The sequence below is a fragment of the Paenibacillus solani genome, assembly GCF_001277345.1.
In the GTDB taxonomy this organism is placed as follows: Bacteria; Bacillota; Bacilli; order Paenibacillales; family Paenibacillaceae; genus Paenibacillus_AQ; species Paenibacillus_AQ solani.
Genome location: NZ_LIUT01000001.1, coordinates 2,415,580 through 2,435,012, shown reverse-complemented (window position 1 = coordinate 2,435,012; position 19,433 = coordinate 2,415,580). Strand labels below are relative to the sequence as shown.

Genomic DNA, 19,433 nt, shown 5'->3' with positions numbered 1-19,433 from the left:
TATGCTTTCTAATTATCACCACATCGTGAATATCTATTCGGTTATTTATGGGCACTCCTTACGGTTCGCTCAATATACTGTAGTAAATTGACATCAAGGATGCTGGTTGAGAGGAGAAATTACATGAGGGCGATACAAATTATTCAAGGGAACGACCATTCGTTGGAAGCATCAAACATTAATGTTGTCATTGATGTAATACGAGCTTTTACCGTGGCACATTATGCTTTTATAAACGGGGCACAAGGTATCATGCTTGCAGGCACTGTAGACGAGGCTTTGCGTATTAAAAAACGTTTCCCACAGTATGTATTAGCAGGCGAAATAAAGGGGCTGCCCATTCCTGGGTTCGAAATCGACAATTCACCTGCACGTTTACAAGCCTTGGACCTTGATGGAAAAATGCTGATCCAGAAAACAACCAATGGAGTGAGGGCAACCTTAAATTCGTTGAATGCCGAACATGTTTTTGTTACAGGATTCTCTAATGCTAGAACAACAGCAGCCTATATAAAGAGGAGTTTATTAAAAGAGGAGAACATGACTATTAATTTAATCGCCTCGCATCCATCAGGGGATGACGACTTGGCATGCGCAGAGTATATGGCGGAAATTCTCCAAAGTTCCGATCGGGTATCGACAGATCAAGCTATTACACGGATTCAACAGTCAGCGGCAGCAGAAAAGTTTTACGACGATGAAAGACCGGAATTTTTACGCGAGGATATTTCTTTTTGCACTAAAGAGCTGCCTTCCGATTTTGTAATGAAAGTGAATGATCATCATGATATTCCATTGATTGAAAGGGTAGAAGTAGATAACAACGCCATATAAGTAACGAAATAGGCATGTCCTAAAGGTGCCGAGCGTTTTTTTGCTATAACGACATCAACTGTTTTCTATTAAATGTTGACAATTTTTAACATAATAAAGATAATAATAGTAACACAGGAAAAGGAAGGGGGAAGCCTTGAAGTAGCTTCTAGTAGATTGGAGTAGGTATGTAAGGACCCGGTTCCCTATACACATTAACCTTTAAAGGAGTGTAGTCATGTTCGATAATATCGTAGATATTTTGTGCTCTATCAAAGATGATCAGCCAGAACTCCGCCAATCCCTATCCCCCCAAACGGATCTAAACAACGATATAGGTCTTGATTCCCTACAAATGATCCAATTTATGCTCAAGGTAGAAGATCAATTAAACGTGGTCATTGATTATGATCAATTCGATTACGAACATCTCCGTTCGATCGACGCTTTTATTACTTTTCTGATAAGCTGCCAGCCACAGGCGCAGCCAGTATATGAAGATGTCAAGCAGTGAACCTGGTGTGATTCCAAAAATCATTATGGGTACGTTTGACCCTGAAACCCGTTGGAGAGATTCGGATCTGACCCGGCTGCCCGCTATGCCTGACAAGGACCGAGAAGCGATTGTACTGTGTATGGACGAGCTGCTTTTTCCATTTTGTGAACCTCATGATGTACTTTATAGTCGCTGTAGAATCGATCCCGCGCTGCACGAATACCTAAACGGACTCAACTTTTCCTTTCAAACGCGCTATCTCTATGATTTGAACAATGAGAAGATGCCTCTTCCTGGGCCAGATGTTTTCAAGCAGTGCATGTTCAGGCTTGCGGCCGATCAAGCTCAGAATTTCACATCAGATAACAGGGTGCTGCAAACGGTCGGTTCGGATTATCTTGAGAACGCAGTCTTGCCGAGATCGATCTCACCTATTAACGTTCCTGGAGATTTACAGCAGACGCTATTACCGGATGAATTCGTATCCACCCACGCCATGCATATTCTGTCTCCTTACGCCATTACGGCTGATACACTAGCTTACCAGCACACTGCTGGACCATTTGGACCTTTGCCGGATCTTGAAACAGTTGTACGCGTTAACTCCAAGCTGTACTCCAATCAGCTCCTGGCTAGAATTGGCGAGAAAAGCTACGGCACGGAAGCGAACAGCGCAGCGGAAATAGTGGCAGCTGGCAATATACTTCTAAAGCACGGGCCGTATCTGTTGAAAGATCCATTTGGAGTTTCAGGGAAGGGGAACCTGCTTATTGAGAGCGAAGCCATGCAGCGAATAATAGCCAAGCATCTGCTTGCACAGGAGGCTGGCGGATTGCGATCTCAATTCTTGCTGGAGCCGCTGCTGCACAAGGAGATCGACTTTAGTTCGCATTGGTTCATTCGAGAGGATGGTAAGAGGGAGTTTATCTCCGTTCAGCGGATGATGAATCACCAGCAAAATTACAGCGGGTCTATCAAAGCTGATGAAGATGTACTCCGCATGCTGGAGGACGCCGGCTATTTCAACGTAATTGACAAAGCGCTCCGGCTACTGGCGGAGGATGGCTACCACGGCTTCGTTTGCTTCGACTCAATGATACTCACCGATGGTGAAGTCGTACCTATTGTGGAGATAAACGCCCGCAAGTCCATGGGCCTGATTAACTCGTATCTCGATAAGCATTGGGAACCATACGGGCAGACAGGCTGGCTTACATTTTTGTCCCTCGGTCTTCCGGAGGGATTTACGATCGGGAAGCTGCTGCAGGTACTGGGAAATTCCGGGCTTTTAGTGACAGTCCCTGGGAGTTACGGGATCGTTCCTCTCTCATCCAATACGGTAATGGTAAATGAGATTATAACCCGCCGTCGTATGGCCGAGGGGTTACAGAACAAACGAGGCATGCCGAAAGGAAGGCTGTATGTAGCTGTGCTGGGCCGTGACGATGGACATCGCAGTGAGCTGGTCGAAAGCCTGAGGCAGGTACTCGCCGACATGTCCGTTAAAGTGTACAACTAAACCTGAACAGGGGAGGTACGCATGAATTCATCCAAGGTTGCCTTGCTGGCATCGGGCAATTCGCTAGGTGCATACATTCCCGCCATGCATCTGCATATGTACCTGCAAGTCAGAGGAATCCAGACGGACGTTCATGTGCTGGAGAACTTGTATCACGAAGAAGTCCGGAGTAAGATCCGATCCACCAAAAAAGCATTCCATGCTGATTTTTCCGTTGCCCGCATGGGGCATAAGCTGGCCAAGCCTATCGACAATTCCCTGAATGAGGAGGCAGTTCTGAAGCTGCTGGACGTTTGGAAGAAAGCCGAGGTCACCAGCTTTGCATTGTTTACCGGTTTCTGGTTGCCGATTCTGGAGCGCTACAAGACAGCTATCGGTAGAGCTGTGGACATTCGTTTGATTCGGCTGGATGCGTGGGATACACCGTCCTTCAAGGTACATAAGCATTTGTATCCTAACTATGAAAACGTCTGGTTATATGATCCCTCTGAGTTGTTGCCTAGCAGCTATATTGCTTCGAACGAAACAGAGCCTTTGCCTTATGAGCAGCGATCAGGGCGATTGATGATCCATGGCGGTGGCTGGGGGATCGGGACCTATGCCGGGACTATCTCAGAGCTTCGCCAGCTTGGTTACTGCCTTGATGTAATTGTGTATGATCCTACTGAGGTAGAGGAGGACGATGGAGTTACACGCTACTTCGGAACGATGGCTTCTTGGGATCCGTGGAGCCAGAATGCGCAGGGACATCATACTTTCCCTCCTATGGCACGGTATGTTCGTGAAGGCGGATCTCTTCAGGAGTACCCACTTCGGGATTACGCAGTTTTTACTGACCTGATACGGAACTGTGCTGCAATTATCAGCAAGCCGGGGGGAGCGACTCTGAACGACTCGCTGTCGTACGGAATCCCTTTTGTCATGTTGGAGCCATTTGGAGACCATGAGCTTCATAATTCAACCTATTGGGAAGCCCGCGGTCTGGGTATCCGGTTTTCGGAATGGAAAGGACGGAATTTTTCAGTACATCTTCTAGAGGAGATATGCAGACGTCTGCTTGAGCAACGGTCAAAAATCAACCATTTTGGGAGGAATACCTATGCAGCCGAAAACAGCAGTTACGTTTGACCCACAGACATTCCGTAATATGAAAAGAACTTTGGTTCCGCTGGCGGAAACCGGAAGGAAACGCCGTGAAGACCCAACTTATGCAGCCCCTGTGCCTTACGAGATCGGGATCAAGCTCAATAACGGCTGCAATCTGCGCTGTAAGCACTGCTTCGAATGGAATCCGGACGGCTTCCATCACGGCTTTGCCAGAGAAGTGAAGAATGACGAAATCGAGATTCCGGTCGTGGAGAAGCTGCTGGCCGAAACCAGGGAGCGAAAATCGCGCGTATTCCTGTGGGGCGGTGAGCCTTTATTCTACTCCAAGTTCGATGAGCTGGCCGAGCTGCTTGCCAAGGAAGACCGGTATACGACCATTTGTACAAATGCGATTCTTATTGAGCAGAAGCTGGATTCCATTCTGAAGATGTCAGAAAATCTGGTCATGCTGGTCAGCCTGGAAGGCTTCGAGAAGGAGAATGACGCGATTCGGGGCAAAGGCACGTTCAAGAAAGTGATCCATGCCATACAGCTGCTGCTCGACTTGCAGAAGCAGGGCCTGTATAAAGGGAAGGTCTCTGTGGCTTTAACGGTAAATGATCAGATGGTCGGTCAGTTATACAGTTTTATGGAATTTTTCGAAGAAATGGGCGTGGATTCCGTCTATTTCTGCTTCCCTTGGTATATCCCTTCCGGTACAGCGGAGAAAATGGACACCTACTTCGATGCACATTTTCCGCATCTTGCCTCCCGCTTTGCTGACGATCACAAGAACAGCTGGCACTCCTTCACGTTCCATATCTCTCCGGACAATTACGATACACTAATCGAAGAGCTTAAACGAGTCAATTCCCGCGTGTGGAATGTGCGCATCCGCTATCAGCCTGCGCTGGAGCCTGAGGAAGTGGAAGGATTTATCCGAGGCAGCGAGAAGCCGGCCATGAACCGGACGCAGTGCTTCTCTATCTCGAACCGGATGGACGTAATGCCGGACGGCAAAGTGAATCCGTGCAAGTTCTTCCCTGAATTCAGTGTCGGTAATTTGCACGAAGATAGTGTGGCGGATATTTTCCATGGGGAAGATCTTCGAAAACAGCGCGAGGTTTTAGCCTGCGGACTGATGCCGATCTGCTCGAAATGCGTGCTGCTTTACAATAATGGAATTTAAGCGTTAAGACTTCATGCCGGCCAATCAGGCAAACAGGCAGACGTTCAGGAGGAGCGGAAATGGACTTTATCCGTGTACGGGAGCTGCACAAAACGTTCGTGTATTACCGGAAAGGAGCGGGGCTTAAAAATTCGCTGAAAAATTTATTTGCCCGCAAGGCGTTGGTGAAGGAAGCGGTTAAATCCGTTTCCTTCGACATTGGCCCGGGTGAGTGCGTCGGGTTTCTCGGTCCCAACGGAGCAGGTAAGACCACAACGCTCAAAATGCTGTCGGGCATTCTGTATCCCACAAGCGGGGAGGCGAATGTGCTCGGCTATGTGCCGTGGGAGCGGAAGAACGAGTTCAAACGGCTTTTCTCCATCGTTATGGGTCAGAAAAACCAGCTTTGGTGGGACCTTCCCGCCAGCGAGTCGATATATTTGAATAAATGTATTTACGATGTGGATGATGATGTTTACCGCCGGAGTCTTGCCGAACTTTCGGAAATGCTTGAGGTGGAGGAGCTTCTGGATGTGCAGGTGCGCCGACTGTCCCTGGGTGAAAGGATGAAAATGGAGCTGATCGCCGCCCTGATTCATCGCCCAAGGCTGCTTTATCTCGATGAGCCAACGATTGGCCTCGATTTCCCTTCCCAGAAGAAGGTCAGAGAGTTTCTAAAATACTATAATGAGCAGTTCGGCGCGACGATCCTGCTGACGAGCCACTACATGAAGGATGTAGAGGATCTGTGCAAGCGTACGATCATCATTAACGAAGGAAATCTTCTGTATGACGGGGAGCTTCACAAAATCAATGATCTTTTTAACGAGCAGAAAATTATCAGGCTGCATTTCTCCGAGCCGGTTGCTGAGCAGCGGTTGGCCAAATTCGGAAAAATCGTCAGTGGAGACGAATACAATGTTGTCTTGGAGCTGCCGAAGCACCGTTTAAAGGAAGTGTCGCGTGCCGTGCTCGATTCGTTTCCAATCGTTGACTGGACGATCGAAGACGTACCGATCGAGGAAAGCATCTCCATGCTCTATCGCAAGGAATCCGTCGGATGAATAGACGAAAATTGTATACGGCTGTTTTTTCAATGGGCGTCCAGCATTCGATGGAATATCGTGTTCACTTCTTTCTCGGTCTTATCGGGGCTATGTTTCCCATTCTTGTCCAGTATTTCATCTGGACGGCAGTGTACCAGCATTCCGGTCAGGATGCGCTGTTCTCGTATTCGTATGGTCAAATTATTATGTATACGATATTGGCAGGGCTGGTGTCCAAGCTCATTGCGACTCAGTTCGAGCATCAGATTGCCGATGATATCAAGAATGGGGGACTTAACAAATATTTGATCAAGCCGATTAGCTACTTCGGGTATCGACTGATTTCCTTTTTCGGCCAGAAGGCGATTTATTATGGAATCACCGTTATGCTGCTCGTCGGAATCATCTGGTTCGCTGCTTCCGGGGGCGTACTCAAGGTCGAGGCCGTACGGCTGGTCTTGTTTGCGATCACACTATGGGGTGCGCTTTTACTCAATTTTCTGATCGCTTACTGCATCTGCGCCAGTGCATTTTATCTGCATGAAATCTCATACTTTTTTGTGATTACAAGTCTGCTCGTCAATATTTTGAGCGGAGGCATGTTTCCACTTGAGATTTTCGGAGATTCAGTTGTGAAGGCACTTCAGTACACACCGTTCCCCTATACGATCTATTTTCCGGTCAATGTCCTTAGCGGTAAAACGGAAGTTGCGGCAATGTATCAAGGGCTGCTTATCCAGTGTGGGTGGATTGTGTTGTTCTTCTTGCTATCCCGTTTCGCATGGCATGTTTCCATGAAGAAATATTCGGCAGTAGGGGGGTAGCGGACAATACATATGTTAAAAATCACGCGGAAATACATGCGTCTGTACGGTTTATTCATCAAAAATTGCCTCATCGCCCAGATGGAGTTTCGGGGTAATTTTATGATGAGCCTGATTGTGGAATCCGTCTATCTGCTCGCCAAGCTGTTATATGTTCTCGTTGTGTTCCGTACCGATCTTCATGTAGACGGTATTCCCCCCGAAGGGCTGCTGCTATTTATCGGTATGCACACCGTGATGACCGGAATTTATGTGGGCGTGTTTTTTACAAACTTCATGAAAATTCCGGAATATATTAAGGATGGATCACTTGATTTAATGCTGACAAAGCCGGTTTCCCTCCAGTTTATGGCTTCCTTGCGTTACGTTGATCTTGCGCTGCCCATACCTGATATTCTGGTTGGGTTCGTCATGATCGGGATTGGATGGCATGCTATGGATATTCCGCTGACGTTCTTGCAGCTTGCTGGATTTGGCTTGCTATTATTTATCGGGGTTATCATCACCTACTGTCTGATGATCATCCCGGCACTGCTTTCATTCTGGTTTGTTCAGACTGGCTCTGTGTCGGAGATTGCTCATTCCGTCTGGGACGCCAACAACTTCCCCATGGCGATTTACCCGGCCTGGGTCCGCCGAATCGGGACCTTTGTTATTCCATTGTTCCTTATTACCAATTTCGGACCTATGTTTCTGCTCGGGCAGCTTAACTGGCTCTATGGGGGACTGGCTTTGACCGCTTCGCTTGTGCTCTTCGCAGTTGTACGCCTGCTATGGAATCAGGCTGTGAAGGGGTACAGCAGCGCGAGCAGTTAGATGAGTTTTCGAATCACTTGTCAGAAGGGGGAGAAATCCATGAACGCAGTTCAGCTTCCAATCCAAAATCCGCCGCTTAAAGGGTTCTTGCGCTGGGCTTATACACTTTCGATCACCAGCGCCCATGAAGAAACGATTCCTTGGTATTACAGCAATTTTATCCAGTTATCTTGCAAAAAGGACTTTCTAGAGGACGGCAGACAGTACTATATTGATTTTTTTCGTGGCAAACCTAATGAACTGAATTTCAATAATCCCTTTCTTCTTACCTGTTCCGTCAATTATACGATTCTGGAGAATTTGGCATTAGACGCCTGGCCACAATTCTTCGCGGATCAGATCCGCAGCGGTTACTACTGTGTCGTGTTTCTGGACGAATCCAAGCTGTCGCCAGCGGCCTCCTATCAGAGAGATCCGTTCCCCCATCATCTTTTTCTATACGGTTTCGACTGGGAGGAGAAGGTCTTCAATGCTTCCATGTTTGACCATACCGGAGTTTATCGCAATGTGCAGATCCCGTTTCAGGAGTTCCTGGAGGCGGTCCAGTCCATTAGGCATCTTCTACAGGACAGCCTCACGGCCGATCATCATACGTATTTTTACAAATACGAACCGCATGTTTCTTATTCTTTCGATAAGATGGCCGCGATCGACCAATTGCGCGATTACCTTAACGGGGAGACTCATTTAAACCGGATCAATTACAACTTTGACAATAAGGAAGCTTTTGGAATTAACGTATACAGCTATTTGCAAATGTACTTTGATGCTGTAGAGAGCAATGATCCAAGGCTCGGTGAGCGAAACGATGTAAGACATCTTCATGCGCTCTGGGAGCACAAAAGAATGATGAGTGAGCGGATCGAATACTTGGTCGAAGAGGGGATGATCCCCTACGATGAAGAGCTTGTGGAGGGTTACAGGGATATAACCAAAAGAGCGATGAAGCTGAGGGATCAATACATACGGCATGAAATTCGCGAAGACAAGGAAGTATTTGAGAAGCTTAGGCTTAGGTTCGAGCAATTCCGAAATGAAGAGCCTGCTCTATTGAAAAAATTGATTACACTGCTCGAAGGCTGAAATCTCGAAAATCATGTTATCAAACCCAGTTGCATTATGACTGGGTTTGTTTTGCTGGTTATGAGTACGCAAACTATTCAATTATACAGCGTGTAATAGCATAATCTTTGAATTTTTACTAACCTTTCATTGAATTAAGGTGTTTACATTTTGTACCTATTCAAAAGTTTAACTTACAGCCGAAATGCCTCAGCATGGATCGTTTCGATAATAATCAACAGATAATTCTGTATAAAGGAGTGATATAAGTTGAACACAAAAGGAGGGGGGTTAATCATAATATGTTGTTCTTTGATGTTAGGCGGAGCAATATGGGCTGGTATTATCATTAAACATACTGATGCGAATAGCCCAAGTCTGGAAGAGAAGCTTGAAAGTGCATATTACGAAAACCACCAAAATTTAGAAGACACGGCTGTTCAGCAAGTACTATACGAATTAGAACAAAAGGGAAAGTTGATTGCTCAATTTGAGAATTCCCTGTTGGAAGCTCAATCTCAAGATTTAAATGGGGAGTCAGTGCATAGAGATTCGCTGCTTCATATGTTTTATGAAGAAACTAATAAATTAAATCAAGAGCTCTATACAGAAATGTTTAAGTAATGAAATATGACTTTGCTCGAATGAGATTTACAATAAACGTCTCCAAAGAGGCGTTTTTTTATTTTTTTGTGAACCAAACAAGGTCTTAGATGATCTAATTAGAAATAGCTTTGAGAGGAAAGGGGGTCCATGTGTGAATATATCTGAGAAAGCACAGCTTGCCAAACAAGGAGATAAGGAAGCTTTTGTTTGTTTGATTCGAGCTGTTGAGCGGAATCTATTTATTGTAGCTAGGTCTATCGTTAAAAATGAGGCTGATTGTGCTGATGCGATGCAGGAGACCATAGCCAAAGCCTTTTCTAATATACATACATTGAAAGAACCTGCTTATTTTAAAACTTGGATTATACGAATATTGATCAACGAGTGTAATCGAATGATTAGAAAAAAGAAGCGTGTGCATCCCGTCCCTTATGATATGAGAAACACAACATATACCAGCGAATATGAACAAATCGAGCTGTTTGAAGTCATAGATGAACTGGATGAACAGCTTCAAACGATTGTGACGCTATATTATATAGAGGATTTATCCGTCAAGGAAATAGCCAAAGTGTTGGAAGTTTCCGAAGGGACCGTAAAATCACGTTTATACAGGGCCAGACAGAAATTGTCCGAGCTCGCCCTGGGGGAAGGAGAGGCCAAATATGGATCATCATGAACGAGTTGACCGTGATCTTAAACAATTCTTAAAGACGAAATCACAAAACATGGCTATCCCAGATATCGTACAGCACGCGGTGGACAACGCACTTTCCTCACTACCTGAGTCAAATGTCAAACAGAGAACCACCCTTAAACGTTGGAGATGGACTGCGGCAATTATGGCCCTCATTGTCCTCCTAGGTACAGTTTCATTTTTTACAGTGCCGACATTTGCACAAATGGTCAGGTCTTTATTCGCCAAGGACTACACGGATATCGGGCTATTGCGTGCGCAGGAACTGGGGCTGGTATATGATCCTCATATTAAAGTGAAGGACGAAGGTTACAAGCTGGTGATAAACGAAGCTGTTGCGGATCCTACCCGCGTGACGATGGCTCTTCAACTTTTTGATAAAAAAGGGGAGCATGATCGTAACAAGCTGGTCTTTGTTGATCCCAACAATATTACGATCAAAGATGATCATGGTAATGTAGTGGGCAGCATGTACGATATGGGGCTCACGAATGACTTTTATTATATGGTTGCTTTCTTTAGTAAGCCACTGCAAACCGACAAGATCACGATTGAAGGAAATATTAGGACGCTTGGATATCAGAAAGAACCTTTAATAGAGGGGAATTGGGATTTTAGTTTTGACATGGATATGAAAGAAGCCAATAGGCAGACGCAAATAGAAAAACTGTCTGGCAGCTATACAACGCCGCATGGCATGACCATCACATTAAAGAGGCTGACGAGAATGGTACAGGGTGTGCGTTTCGAACTGGAGACTGAACTGGATGATACAGCTATGGCGAGATCACCCGGTGATCTATGGGAAAAGCAGATGCTGAGCTTTCATTTCGAAACGATGGAAGGACAAGAAATTTATTCGGTAAACCCGAGAAAAGAGGGTTACAAGGACAGCCTGATGACATCAGAACATCAAGTAATAGGCAACGGGAAGATGCGTTGGAGCTATACTTTTAAATACCTACCTGAACATGAGTCGTACCGCTTTGTTTTGGATGCATATTCTGTGGCGGAGAAAGACGGAAGCAGGATTTCCTTTAAGCCTTCAGAGCTGACGGAGCCCAAAACTTTTGACATATTGAAAGATAGAGTGGAGCTGGTTGGGACTTCGCTTGAAGCATCACTAAGCGGTGATAGCACATATGAAACGGTTATCACACTCTACGGTGAATTGGAAAATGAAGCCACCTATGAGGAGTGGAATGCATATGATCCAGCAGGCAAATCGTATGAAATAAGCTTAAGGGGCGGGTATTCATTCGTAAACACACTACCAGATAATTGGAGAGAGGGGTTGATCAGCATGGGGGACCGCTATACACAGCAGCCTATAGAATTTCGGGTTCAGGGTTTAGAGCAGATTCCAGAGGAACTTACCCTCGTAAGAGAAGTAGTGGATAAACGGTACAAGGACCCGGACTGGTCCGTATTGCTAAATGAGCAGGAATAACCGACTACGATGCAAGTTCTTGTTGAAGCCGCGGTGAACGCGGCTTTTTCGCATTTAAGAAAATACATAATTGACGAACAGTTAGTTAAGTGTATATATTATATATATACGGTATATACTGATTGAAAACAGTGAGGTGAAGGACATCAACATCATATTATCCAACGCGTCGAGCGATCCCATCTATATACAAATTATGAATCAGATCAGACAAAGCATCTTGAGCGGAGAAATGGTTGCAGGAGACAGTCTGCCTTCCATTCGCCAGCTAGCCAAAGATTTGCAGGTAAGCGTTATTACGACGAAGCGTGCTTATGAAGAGCTCGAGAAAGAGCAGCTTATTGACTCGGTCGTTGGAAAGGGTTGTTTCGTGTCCGGGGCAAATAAGGAGTTTATACGTGAGCAGCGGATGAAACGCTTGGAAGAGAAGATGATGGACATTATTAATGAAAGTAAGGAGCTGCTTATGACCAAGCAGGATGTAATTGACCACCTGACTTTATTGTTCGAGGAGGAATGAAGCTATGAATGCAATCGAAATACGAAATTTAACGAAGGCATATCCCTTATTTAAAGTAGAGGATGTATCTTTGGATGTGAAGCAAGGTTTTATCACGGGCCTTATTGGACCGAATGGCGTAGGCAAAAGCACTTTGATTAAGATGATGCTTGGCATTGTCCGTCCCGACGCGGGAAGTGTGAAGATCCTGGGCTGCGAGATGCCTAAACATGAGGTCGACATCAAGCAGCGTGTCGGCATCGTCTCAGATGACTGTTTCTATTATGAACATCTTACGATTCGAGACACGATGAAGATGATTTCACCTTTTTACAAGAATTGGGATAATAAGAGATTTCACAGGTATCTTGATCAATTCGAGTTATCTCCTAAGAAAAAGGTTCAAGATCTGTCTAAGGGCATGAAAATCAAGCTATCCCTTGCTCTAGGGTTATCCCATGAGGCGGAGCTATTAATAATGGATGAGCCGACCTCTGGACTTGATCCCATCTTTAGAAGGGAGATGCTTGATCTGCTTACAGATGTGATGCAGGACGAGAGAAATACCATTATATTCTCGACGCATATTACGACGGATTTGGACCGCATCGCTGACTACATCACCTTCATAAATCGTGGGAAACTCGTATTTCATGAAGCGAAAGAAGAGGTGTTTGAGAAATACGTCATCGTGAAAGGAGACCGACAGCTGCTTGATCAGGATATTCGAAGTAAATTTATAGGTATTCGTGAGACACCAGTCGGTTTTGAAGGCTTACTGGGTGATAAGGAAGAGGCTGAACAGTTGTTTGGCCGTTATGCTGTCTTGGAGCAACCTTCCCTGGAAGATATCATGTATTTTACTGCCAAGGGAGGTGCTGTTCATGCTTAATTTACTTCGCAAGGACTTTATCGCTTTGAAAAGCTCATTATGGACAATTATTCTCTACCTGGCTGTGTTCAGCTTCACTTTCATACCCAATGCTGAGATGTCTATATACTTTGTAGGTATTTATACAGCCTTTGGCGCCATTATTCTCACAACGATGATCGATATCAAAAACCATAACCATCAATTTCTGATCACACTGCCGATTAACCGGAAACAGATCGTGCAAGCCAAATACATAACAGCAATCCTGTACACAATCTTGGCCGTAGTAGCTTCTTATGGGATTCATTGGCTCGCAAAACTTGCATTTCCACAGCTTGACAAACCGGACTATTCATTATGGGTTATTTTGATTTCAATCGGAATCGTGCTTGTTCTCATTGCTGTCTATATGCCGCTATTTTACACACTCAGCAAAAAAGGAGCCGGCATTATCAATGCCATATTCTTAATAGCCTTAATAGTTCTGGCACAGCCTGCTGCCAAGCTTATACAGATAATAAACGAACAAGATGTCGTCAGTACTCAAACATGGCTTCTGGTACCAGCAGGCGTTTTACTGTTATTCATTGCTTCATATTTCTTAACGATCAGTCTGTTTACTAGAAAAGACTTATAGGGTCATACACGATGTTATCTTGGATGTTAAGTTACTGATTGATAATAAGAGCATTAAGAGTTATACGAAGTCGCCTGAATAGGCGGCTTTTTTGTATTCTTATGCTCAGATAAACAAGGTTGTAATCATGGAGTGCAACTAAAATCAAAAGAAATCCGTTTATGTAAATATAGGGAAGTTTATAAATATATAAGACACCAACATAGCAACAGAAAGCGAGGGGTTGAAATGACGTATAATGGACATATCATCGTTTTTGTTAAAATATTTGCAGCCATTGTTTCAGCCATTGCATTCACTTTATATAGCTCTTGGAAAATTTACACACCCGTCGCCGAAAGGCTGCCGGACACGGACTATTCTTCTTTTAGCGGCCTATTTGCAATTAATTTTGCGCCCAACTTTGTCATATTTATCATATTAGGTGTCATCTTATCACCTATGATTGATCGCTTCATTTATAAAAAGTTTGGGTTGAGAGGGATTAAAGCGATTCTTACCATTCTATTGGCTTATTTGTTGCTGGGTGTTGGTGGAGGTGCACTTGTAAGTATATTCTTTTATAAATTTCATTTTGTCTATCACTACATTGTTGTTTCCTTATGTAGTGTTCTGATCTTCTTATTCTTTCAAACGGTGTTTCAAATTTTCTTATATAAAATGGTTAAACATTAGGATTTAGACAGCCGCACATGGTGAGCGGCTGTTTTTACTATTTCGGTTATTTTCTTAACTTACTTGGCAATGGTATGTGTCTAATGGACTCAATGGGGTGATATAGTAGCATCCATGGACCTGAGAAACGCATAACCTCCTTGATCTTTTGACGATAGTCCGGCTTGTAACAGTGAATGGGGCATTTGGCACAAGCTGTTTTCTCCTCACCAAATTTACACAGGGATAGTCTCTTAATTGCATAATCATTTAAGTCCTGACAGTCCACGCAGAACCCTCTATGATGATGTTTTTTCTTACAATATATACGAATCATTTTTGCTACAATTTCTTGTTCTCTTCGAATTTTAGGACCCTCGTTTAACTTCCGCCTTACTTCTTTAGTCATATTTGAAAGCACCCTTTCAAAAAAATGGATTATATACCCAATATAACATCAAACTATTTAATAGATTGGGGATGTCTTCTACAGTTTTATGTCTTTAATGGATTAGGTATCATCCGGCGAATTGGCACTCTTAGTCCAAGCCAGACCTTGTGAAATGAGACAAAAAAGCCGATACTGAGCTTCTAAAGGCCTAGACAAAGAGGTCACATTTATCGGATACAGCCCGTCAAGATTTTATAGACGAAAAGAATCATTTTTCCGGGAAATTTGCTGAAATGGGTATACGCCGAGTGCTGTATATAATACGATCAGACAAAGTATTTATTGAACAAGGTGTGATCTTAACGTTAATTGGAGGGATAATCCATGAAATTATTAAAGATAATGTTACTTTTGTTTGGAGGCTTATGCTTGATGGGTATGGGCTGCACAGATCGGAATACAGAGCCGGAGGTAACGCTTGGGCAAAGCGAGAAAAGCGGCGACGATATCCGCATTCCACATAATGAACGGCTGCACTTATCCACAGATAAGAAATGGATCGAACAGGAGGGTCATCAATCAGATTTGATTCGATTGCAATGGACGGCAGAAAGGGCCAAACCGGCGATCGTATGGGTTGACGAGAAAGGTAAGGATAAGACAGCAATTATTTCTCACGACAAGGCTAACAATCCGGAGCAGCACGACCATAAGCATATTTCTTTTGAGACGACTATGTCGCCGACAGGTCAATATGCGAATCAGTTGTTCACCCGTTTTGAGATTCCCTTTGATACTGACATCAGTGAAATACGCACTCATTCCTCCAACTTCAATGTAATGAGTGGAATCTTACGGGTCGCGGGTGAAAGTGAGACCAACCGAGACATTCAGTTTAGTGTATCCGGTGAAGAAAATGAGACGACACCAAGATGGGCAATCCGGGCAGACAGTACAAAGGAATCCGGGAAAAATACAGGAGCCGACTTGCAGTTCATTCGTTACAGTGACGATGGTGAAGTGGTCGATTCCCCGTTAACCATACAGCGGAGTGATGGGAACGTCGGGATAGGCACAAATGACCCAGACACTAAACTCGATGTAAATGGGGACAAGCTTCGCATTCGCGACAAATATACTCCCGCTTCCTCCATTGCTGCCTGCAGCCAAGGACAGATGGCGTGGGACGACCAATATGTATATGTTTGTGTTGCTCAGAATAGCTGGAAAAGGACAGAACTATCCTCTTGGTAATTGCTATGAATGTATAACTTGCATTTAAGGAGGTTCATATCATGAGTATTGAATCGGAACTCTCTTCTCAAATATACCGGCTGGAGGAATTACATAATAATTTTGCAAATGGTGATTACGAAGAGTTGAACTCTTTATATTCAGATGAATTTCAAGGTATTCTGTACATGCCATCAACAGGAAAGATTGAGATCTACAACGCTGAACAAATCAGAAAAGGCAACGAAGATGCCGCACACTATTACCAAGGAAAGAACATAAAGTTTATTTTCTCGGGATTAACAATCGTTACCCAAGCAGTGGATCAGGCAGCAGTTTCATACGAGGTTTCCCACCTGAATGATTCTAAAATCGTGCGCGCCATTTCACTCGAAGTTTGGAAAAGAGTAAACGGGGCATGGAAAATGATTCGCTGGTATGAGGAAAAGGGAGAGGCATTATAAATAAACGTCGTTTCTTGAATGAACGGAACCATGGTATGACAACATAAGGAAGTGGTATGCATCCTAATTACCAAAGGAGGACCTCTGCATGGCTCACCAGAAGAGAAGGAAAGAAGCTGCCTGGAAGTCGCGTAAGCAAGAACAGCACCCTCATGGTAAAATCAAATCGCTCAAGGAGTTATCCAGCGAGTAGGAAGAGGAGTATACCGCTTGCAGAGAAGGACTGTCGGAGAAAATTTACCGACGGTCCTTCCTGTTTTATTGTGGCAGATCAGAAATACCCACTGTGTATTTACTTTATTAAAATTCATCTGCATCTTTGATCTCAAACTCTGCAGCCAATCTTGCCGATACGTCGGTCATGTATCCTTCTATCTGCTTTACGATCCGATATTCTCCAGGCTCAAGCTCGTGAGGAAAGCTAACCGCTTCTTGGTGTGATTCGCCGGGTTTTAATTGGAACCCCATAGAAGGGACGGCGCGACCGTCAGGCAACAGCATCCATCCTTCTGAAACCTTTTGATAAATAGAATACCCGTAGCCAAAATACAGATCTGTTGGACCCGCATTGTAAAGAGTTAGCTCCGTTTGGTTTGAACCCTTAAGAGGTTGTTTTACAGTCAGGCGAGCGCTGAGTTTAGTCGGTGGAACAAAGATAGGAGTGATCATGGTATCCTCAACATCACCCTGAGGAGAAATAATTTCGATACTGAGGAGATAGTTTGTATTCGGGTATTCTGGGATTTTGTATGAGAAATCAAGGCGTCCATCAATTGTATTATTATAGTCAGCCACGTACTCTGTTATCAGCTGAAGTCGTTCACCGTCAGTGGCCCGTCTTGTAATTTGAAAACGCACAGATCGCCCAGCTGGAATCTTGCCTAGAGCAGCTCCTACCTCACTCCCAGCCAGCGCTTCTTCCGAAGTATAGGAAGTGATGAGGTTAAGCCCGTCCTCCCCCTTAAACCATTTTCCGGTCATGGGATGGTATTCCTTCGCAGCAGATAGCGCTTGGTCCCGAGGGATTTTAGCAGAGTTATATACTTTATCCGGATTGCCTACTGTATCAGCTAAATGAGCAACAGCCGCATCCATGTGTACGGTTGGAGCCTTCACTTCAGGCGGATTTGATTTGCTCTCACAGCCTAACAATACAAGGACGAATGCCATAATTACAACTAGCTTTCGCATAAAAAATCCCTCCTTACTCAATAGACGCCTCACGTAGGGAATAGTTGCAATGAACTAAAGAGATGAATGTCCTTACTTTCCCGAATTGACAATACTCCTTATGAATCCCTATACTGCTAGAGTATAATTAGTATGAATAACACTGGGCATATAGGATATAAGATTGATGGTTACAATAAAACAGGAATGAATATAGAGGAAGGAAGTGCAATACGATGGATTTCGAAACGGTAATGCTTGAACTGGAAGCGCTCGGAAAGGAACGAACCAAAAAGATATACATAAGCAATGGTGCACACGAGCCGCTTTTTGGAGTAGCTACTGGTGCCATGAAGCCGCTCGCAAAGCAGATCAAGAAAAACCAACCCTTAGCGGAGCAACTGTACGCTACTGGCAACTACGATGCTATGTATTTTGCCGGCGTTATTGCGGACCCACAATTCATGACGGAGGCAGATTTTGATCGTTGGATCGATGGAGCGTATTTTTATATGCTGTCAGATTATGTGGTTGCTGTGACTTTAGCAGAAGCAGATATTGCTCAAGCAGTGGCCGATAAATGGATTGCAAGCGGTGAAGAATACAGAATGTCGGCAGGGTGGAGCTGTTACTGCTGGCTTTTGGGAAATCGTAAGGATACTGAATTTGATACGAACAAGATTGCCAGTATGCTTGAGCAGGTGAAAAATACAATCCACCAATCTCCCGACCGCACGAAATCATCTATGAATAATTTTATATATACCGTAGGAATTTCTTATTTACCACTTCATGAAAAGGCAGTTGAAATAGCTAAAGCTATAGGTCCGGTTGAAATCAATCGGGGCGAGAAGAAGAGCAGCACATTGAATGCTTATGGCAATATTCAAAAGGAAGTAGATAAAGGGAGACTAGGTTTTAAACGCAAATATGTAAGGTGTTAATCATAGAAGAGATTGATTTGAGAGCCGCATTTGATGCGGCTTTTTTTGTTTTATACATATAAAGTTATTCTTTGCGCTCTTTGGTAACAGGATTTTACTGATCAGGAGGTTTGTTATAGTTATGGACTTGTCAAAATTTAAATTATGGACCTTTAAACACAATCCAATGTGCTTTAAGATCTAAGTGATCATTGACAAACTTAGAGGAGAGAGAGGTTTTAGTCATGGGCAATCTCGTTGAAGAAAATCTCAAAACGGTGAGACAGCAGATGGAGTTGGCTTGCCAAGCCTCTGGGCGCAATATAGAGGACGTGAAATTGCTGCTGGCGACCAAAACCGTGCCGCCTGAAAAAATGCAAATGGCTATACAAGCGGGTGAAACCTTATTTGGGGAGAACAAAGCTCAAGAGCTTCGGGATAAATTCCCGCTTATACAAGAGGACGATGGGGTGGAGTGGCATTTTATCGGGCATTTGCAGACGAATAAGGTAAAGGAAGTTGTCAAATATGTTACGCTCATTCATTCGCTGGATCGTTTAAAACTGGGGCAGGCGCTGCACCATCAGCTCCTCAAAGAGAATAAGACCATGGATATTCTGGTGCAGATCAACACGTCCTACGAAGAAAGTAAATTTGGTGCTGCTCCGGAAACGGCAGTGGAGTTGGTGGAACAACTAGCACAGTTGGAAACGTTAAATGTGAAAGGCTTAATGACGATTGGCAAACTGAATGCTACAAACGATGAGACCCGGCACTGCTTCCGCTTATTAAGATTGATTCAAGCACAGGTAATGGAGAAAAAGCTTCCAAGTGTAGAGATGGACATCCTTTCGATGGGCATGTCCGGTGATTTCAAGGTGGCCATCGAAGAAGGAGCTACCATCATCCGCGTGGGAACAAGCATATTTGGCCAGCGTTACTTGCCGGACAACTATTACTGGAACGAGAACGTACTTCAGGGCGATTAAGAGAAAGGCAGGAGAA

Annotated in this window: 23 protein-coding genes; 21 read left to right on the top strand and 2 right to left on the bottom strand. The window is 44.3% G+C overall.

The window, feature by feature from the left end; all coding sequences use genetic code 11:
- Positions 1–123 precede the first annotated feature (123 nt).
- The 16 genes from AM231_RS10880 (at position 124) to AM231_RS10805 (ending at position 14,268) form a co-directional block, all read left to right on the top strand.
- Entirely contained in the window at positions 124–834 is a 711-nt protein-coding gene (locus AM231_RS10880; RefSeq protein ID WP_054402630.1) for a 2-phosphosulfolactate phosphatase, read from the top strand.
- A gap of 217 nt (positions 835–1,051) precedes the next feature.
- The gene (locus AM231_RS10875) at positions 1,052–1,327 is read left to right on the top strand and encodes an acyl carrier protein (protein ID WP_053493075.1); all 276 of its coding nucleotides are present in this window, start codon (positions 1,052–1,054) and stop codon (positions 1,325–1,327) included.
- Positions 1,314–2,828, top strand: a complete 1,515-nt coding sequence (locus AM231_RS10870; RefSeq protein WP_054403616.1) for an ATP-grasp domain-containing protein — start codon at positions 1,314–1,316, stop codon at positions 2,826–2,828. Before AM231_RS10875 ends, AM231_RS10870 begins: the two co-directional genes overlap by 14 nt.
- 21 nt (positions 2,829–2,849) lie before the next feature.
- Positions 2,850–3,956 carry a glycosyltransferase family protein gene (locus tag AM231_RS10865; protein ID WP_054402629.1) on the top strand — a complete coding sequence of 369 codons (1,107 nt, stop codon included), beginning with the start codon at positions 2,850–2,852 and terminating at the stop codon, positions 3,954–3,956.
- A complete protein-coding gene (locus AM231_RS10860; protein WP_054402628.1) occupies positions 3,928–5,103 on the top strand; it encodes a radical SAM protein in 1,176 nt (391 codons plus the stop codon). The genes AM231_RS10865 and AM231_RS10860 overlap by 29 nt, the downstream gene beginning before the upstream one ends.
- A gap of 59 nt (positions 5,104–5,162) precedes the next feature.
- Complete coding sequence (locus tag AM231_RS10855) at positions 5,163–6,146, top strand: ABC transporter ATP-binding protein (protein WP_053493078.1); 984 nt, start codon at positions 5,163–5,165, stop codon at positions 6,144–6,146.
- Entirely contained in the window at positions 6,143–6,952 is an 810-nt protein-coding gene (locus AM231_RS10850; protein WP_054402627.1) for an ABC transporter permease, read from the top strand. The genes AM231_RS10855 and AM231_RS10850 overlap by 4 nt, the downstream gene beginning before the upstream one ends.
- Before the next feature lie 12 nt (positions 6,953–6,964).
- A complete protein-coding gene (locus tag AM231_RS10845; protein WP_054402626.1) occupies positions 6,965–7,768 on the top strand; it encodes an ABC transporter permease in 804 nt (267 codons plus the stop codon).
- A 39-nt stretch (positions 7,769–7,807) separates the two neighbouring features.
- Positions 7,808–8,851: a hypothetical protein gene (locus AM231_RS10840; RefSeq protein WP_054402625.1), complete on the top strand. Its 1,044-nt coding sequence runs from the start codon at positions 7,808–7,810 to the stop codon at positions 8,849–8,851.
- A gap of 249 nt (positions 8,852–9,100) precedes the next feature.
- The gene (locus AM231_RS10835) at positions 9,101–9,454 is read left to right on the top strand and encodes a hypothetical protein (RefSeq protein WP_131724736.1); all 354 of its coding nucleotides are present in this window, start codon (positions 9,101–9,103) and stop codon (positions 9,452–9,454) included.
- A gap of 133 nt (positions 9,455–9,587) precedes the next feature.
- Entirely contained in the window at positions 9,588–10,115 is a 528-nt protein-coding gene (locus AM231_RS10830) for a sigma-70 family RNA polymerase sigma factor (RefSeq protein ID WP_054402623.1), read from the top strand.
- Complete coding sequence (locus tag AM231_RS10825) at positions 10,102–11,583, top strand: DUF4179 domain-containing protein (RefSeq protein WP_054402622.1); 1,482 nt, start codon at positions 10,102–10,104, stop codon at positions 11,581–11,583. The genes AM231_RS10830 and AM231_RS10825 overlap by 14 nt, the downstream gene beginning before the upstream one ends.
- A 196-nt stretch (positions 11,584–11,779) precedes the next feature.
- Positions 11,780–12,103 (top strand): GntR family transcriptional regulator, encoded by a 324-nt coding sequence (locus AM231_RS10820; RefSeq protein ID WP_207383562.1) that lies wholly within the window; start codon positions 11,780–11,782, stop codon positions 12,101–12,103.
- Between the two features lie 4 nt (positions 12,104–12,107).
- Positions 12,108–12,974 (top strand): ABC transporter ATP-binding protein, encoded by an 867-nt coding sequence (locus tag AM231_RS10815; RefSeq protein ID WP_054402621.1) that lies wholly within the window; start codon positions 12,108–12,110, stop codon positions 12,972–12,974.
- Positions 12,967–13,593 carry an ABC-2 transporter permease gene (locus tag AM231_RS10810; protein WP_054402620.1) on the top strand — a complete coding sequence of 209 codons (627 nt, stop codon included), beginning with the start codon at positions 12,967–12,969 and terminating at the stop codon, positions 13,591–13,593. The genes AM231_RS10815 and AM231_RS10810 overlap by 8 nt, the downstream gene beginning before the upstream one ends.
- Before the next feature lie 228 nt (positions 13,594–13,821).
- Positions 13,822–14,268 carry a hypothetical protein gene (locus AM231_RS10805; RefSeq protein WP_054402619.1) on the top strand — a complete coding sequence of 149 codons (447 nt, stop codon included), beginning with the start codon at positions 13,822–13,824 and terminating at the stop codon, positions 14,266–14,268.
- A gap of 46 nt (positions 14,269–14,314) precedes the next feature.
- Here the strand turns inward: AM231_RS10805 and AM231_RS10800 are convergent, their stop codons facing one another.
- Positions 14,315–14,656 carry a nitrous oxide-stimulated promoter family protein gene (locus AM231_RS10800; RefSeq protein ID WP_054402618.1) on the bottom strand — a complete coding sequence of 114 codons (342 nt, stop codon included), beginning with the start codon at positions 14,654–14,656 and terminating at the stop codon, positions 14,315–14,317.
- 366 nt (positions 14,657–15,022) lie between these two features.
- Here AM231_RS10800 and AM231_RS10795 point away from each other — a divergent pair, with 366 nt between their 5' ends.
- The 3 genes from AM231_RS10795 to AM231_RS29925 all read left to right on the top strand — a co-directional run bounded on the left by AM231_RS10795 (position 15,023) and on the right by AM231_RS29925 (position 16,528).
- Positions 15,023–15,892, top strand: a complete 870-nt coding sequence (locus AM231_RS10795; protein ID WP_054402617.1) for a hypothetical protein — start codon at positions 15,023–15,025, stop codon at positions 15,890–15,892.
- 41 nt (positions 15,893–15,933) lie between these two features.
- Positions 15,934–16,335: a nuclear transport factor 2 family protein gene (locus AM231_RS10790; protein WP_054402616.1), complete on the top strand. Its 402-nt coding sequence runs from the start codon at positions 15,934–15,936 to the stop codon at positions 16,333–16,335.
- 88 nt (positions 16,336–16,423) lie between these two features.
- Positions 16,424–16,528, top strand: coding sequence for a DUF6254 family protein (locus AM231_RS29925; protein ID WP_015735743.1), 105 nt, complete (start codon positions 16,424–16,426; stop codon positions 16,526–16,528).
- 107 nt (positions 16,529–16,635) lie between these two features.
- Here the strand turns inward: AM231_RS29925 and AM231_RS10785 are convergent, their stop codons facing one another.
- Entirely contained in the window at positions 16,636–17,526 is an 891-nt protein-coding gene (locus tag AM231_RS10785; protein WP_054402615.1) for an immunoglobulin-like domain-containing protein, read from the bottom strand.
- Positions 17,527–17,741: 215 nt separating this feature from the next.
- Here AM231_RS10785 and AM231_RS10780 point away from each other — a divergent pair, with 215 nt between their 5' ends.
- Positions 17,742–18,449 carry a DNA alkylation repair protein gene (locus AM231_RS10780; protein WP_054402614.1) on the top strand — a complete coding sequence of 236 codons (708 nt, stop codon included), beginning with the start codon at positions 17,742–17,744 and terminating at the stop codon, positions 18,447–18,449.
- A gap of 224 nt (positions 18,450–18,673) precedes the next feature.
- The gene (locus AM231_RS10775; protein WP_054402613.1) at positions 18,674–19,417 is read left to right on the top strand and encodes a YggS family pyridoxal phosphate-dependent enzyme; all 744 of its coding nucleotides are present in this window, start codon (positions 18,674–18,676) and stop codon (positions 19,415–19,417) included.
- Positions 19,418–19,433: the final 16 nt, after the last annotated feature.

Coding starts and splice junctions, on each gene's coding strand:
- AM231_RS10880 (WP_054402630.1), top strand. CDS start 124: ATGAGGGCGATACAAATTATTCAAGGGAACGACCATTCGTTGGAAGCA.
- AM231_RS10875 (WP_053493075.1), top strand. CDS start 1,052: ATGTTCGATAATATCGTAGATATTTTGTGCTCTATCAAAGATGATCAG.
- AM231_RS10870 (WP_054403616.1), top strand. CDS start 1,314: ATGTCAAGCAGTGAACCTGGTGTGATTCCAAAAATCATTATGGGTACG.
- AM231_RS10865 (WP_054402629.1), top strand. CDS start 2,850: ATGAATTCATCCAAGGTTGCCTTGCTGGCATCGGGCAATTCGCTAGGT.
- AM231_RS10860 (WP_054402628.1), top strand. CDS start 3,928: ATGCAGCCGAAAACAGCAGTTACGTTTGACCCACAGACATTCCGTAAT.
- AM231_RS10855 (WP_053493078.1), top strand. CDS start 5,163: ATGGACTTTATCCGTGTACGGGAGCTGCACAAAACGTTCGTGTATTAC.
- AM231_RS10850 (WP_054402627.1), top strand. CDS start 6,143: ATGAATAGACGAAAATTGTATACGGCTGTTTTTTCAATGGGCGTCCAG.
- AM231_RS10845 (WP_054402626.1), top strand. CDS start 6,965: ATGTTAAAAATCACGCGGAAATACATGCGTCTGTACGGTTTATTCATC.
- AM231_RS10840 (WP_054402625.1), top strand. CDS start 7,808: ATGAACGCAGTTCAGCTTCCAATCCAAAATCCGCCGCTTAAAGGGTTC.
- AM231_RS10825 (WP_054402622.1), top strand. CDS start 10,102: ATGGATCATCATGAACGAGTTGACCGTGATCTTAAACAATTCTTAAAG.
- AM231_RS10820 (WP_207383562.1), top strand. CDS start 11,780: ATGAATCAGATCAGACAAAGCATCTTGAGCGGAGAAATGGTTGCAGGA.
- AM231_RS10815 (WP_054402621.1), top strand. CDS start 12,108: ATGAATGCAATCGAAATACGAAATTTAACGAAGGCATATCCCTTATTT.
- AM231_RS10810 (WP_054402620.1), top strand. CDS start 12,967: ATGCTTAATTTACTTCGCAAGGACTTTATCGCTTTGAAAAGCTCATTA.
- AM231_RS10805 (WP_054402619.1), top strand. CDS start 13,822: ATGACGTATAATGGACATATCATCGTTTTTGTTAAAATATTTGCAGCC.
- AM231_RS10800 (WP_054402618.1), bottom strand. CDS start 14,656: ATGACTAAAGAAGTAAGGCGGAAGTTAAACGAGGGTCCTAAAATTCGA.
- AM231_RS10795 (WP_054402617.1), top strand. CDS start 15,023: ATGAAATTATTAAAGATAATGTTACTTTTGTTTGGAGGCTTATGCTTG.
- AM231_RS10790 (WP_054402616.1), top strand. CDS start 15,934: ATGAGTATTGAATCGGAACTCTCTTCTCAAATATACCGGCTGGAGGAA.
- AM231_RS29925 (WP_015735743.1), top strand. CDS start 16,424: ATGGCTCACCAGAAGAGAAGGAAAGAAGCTGCCTGGAAGTCGCGTAAG.
- AM231_RS10785 (WP_054402615.1), bottom strand. CDS start 17,526: ATGCGAAAGCTAGTTGTAATTATGGCATTCGTCCTTGTATTGTTAGGC.
- AM231_RS10780 (WP_054402614.1), top strand. CDS start 17,742: ATGGATTTCGAAACGGTAATGCTTGAACTGGAAGCGCTCGGAAAGGAA.
- AM231_RS10775 (WP_054402613.1), top strand. CDS start 18,674: ATGGGCAATCTCGTTGAAGAAAATCTCAAAACGGTGAGACAGCAGATG.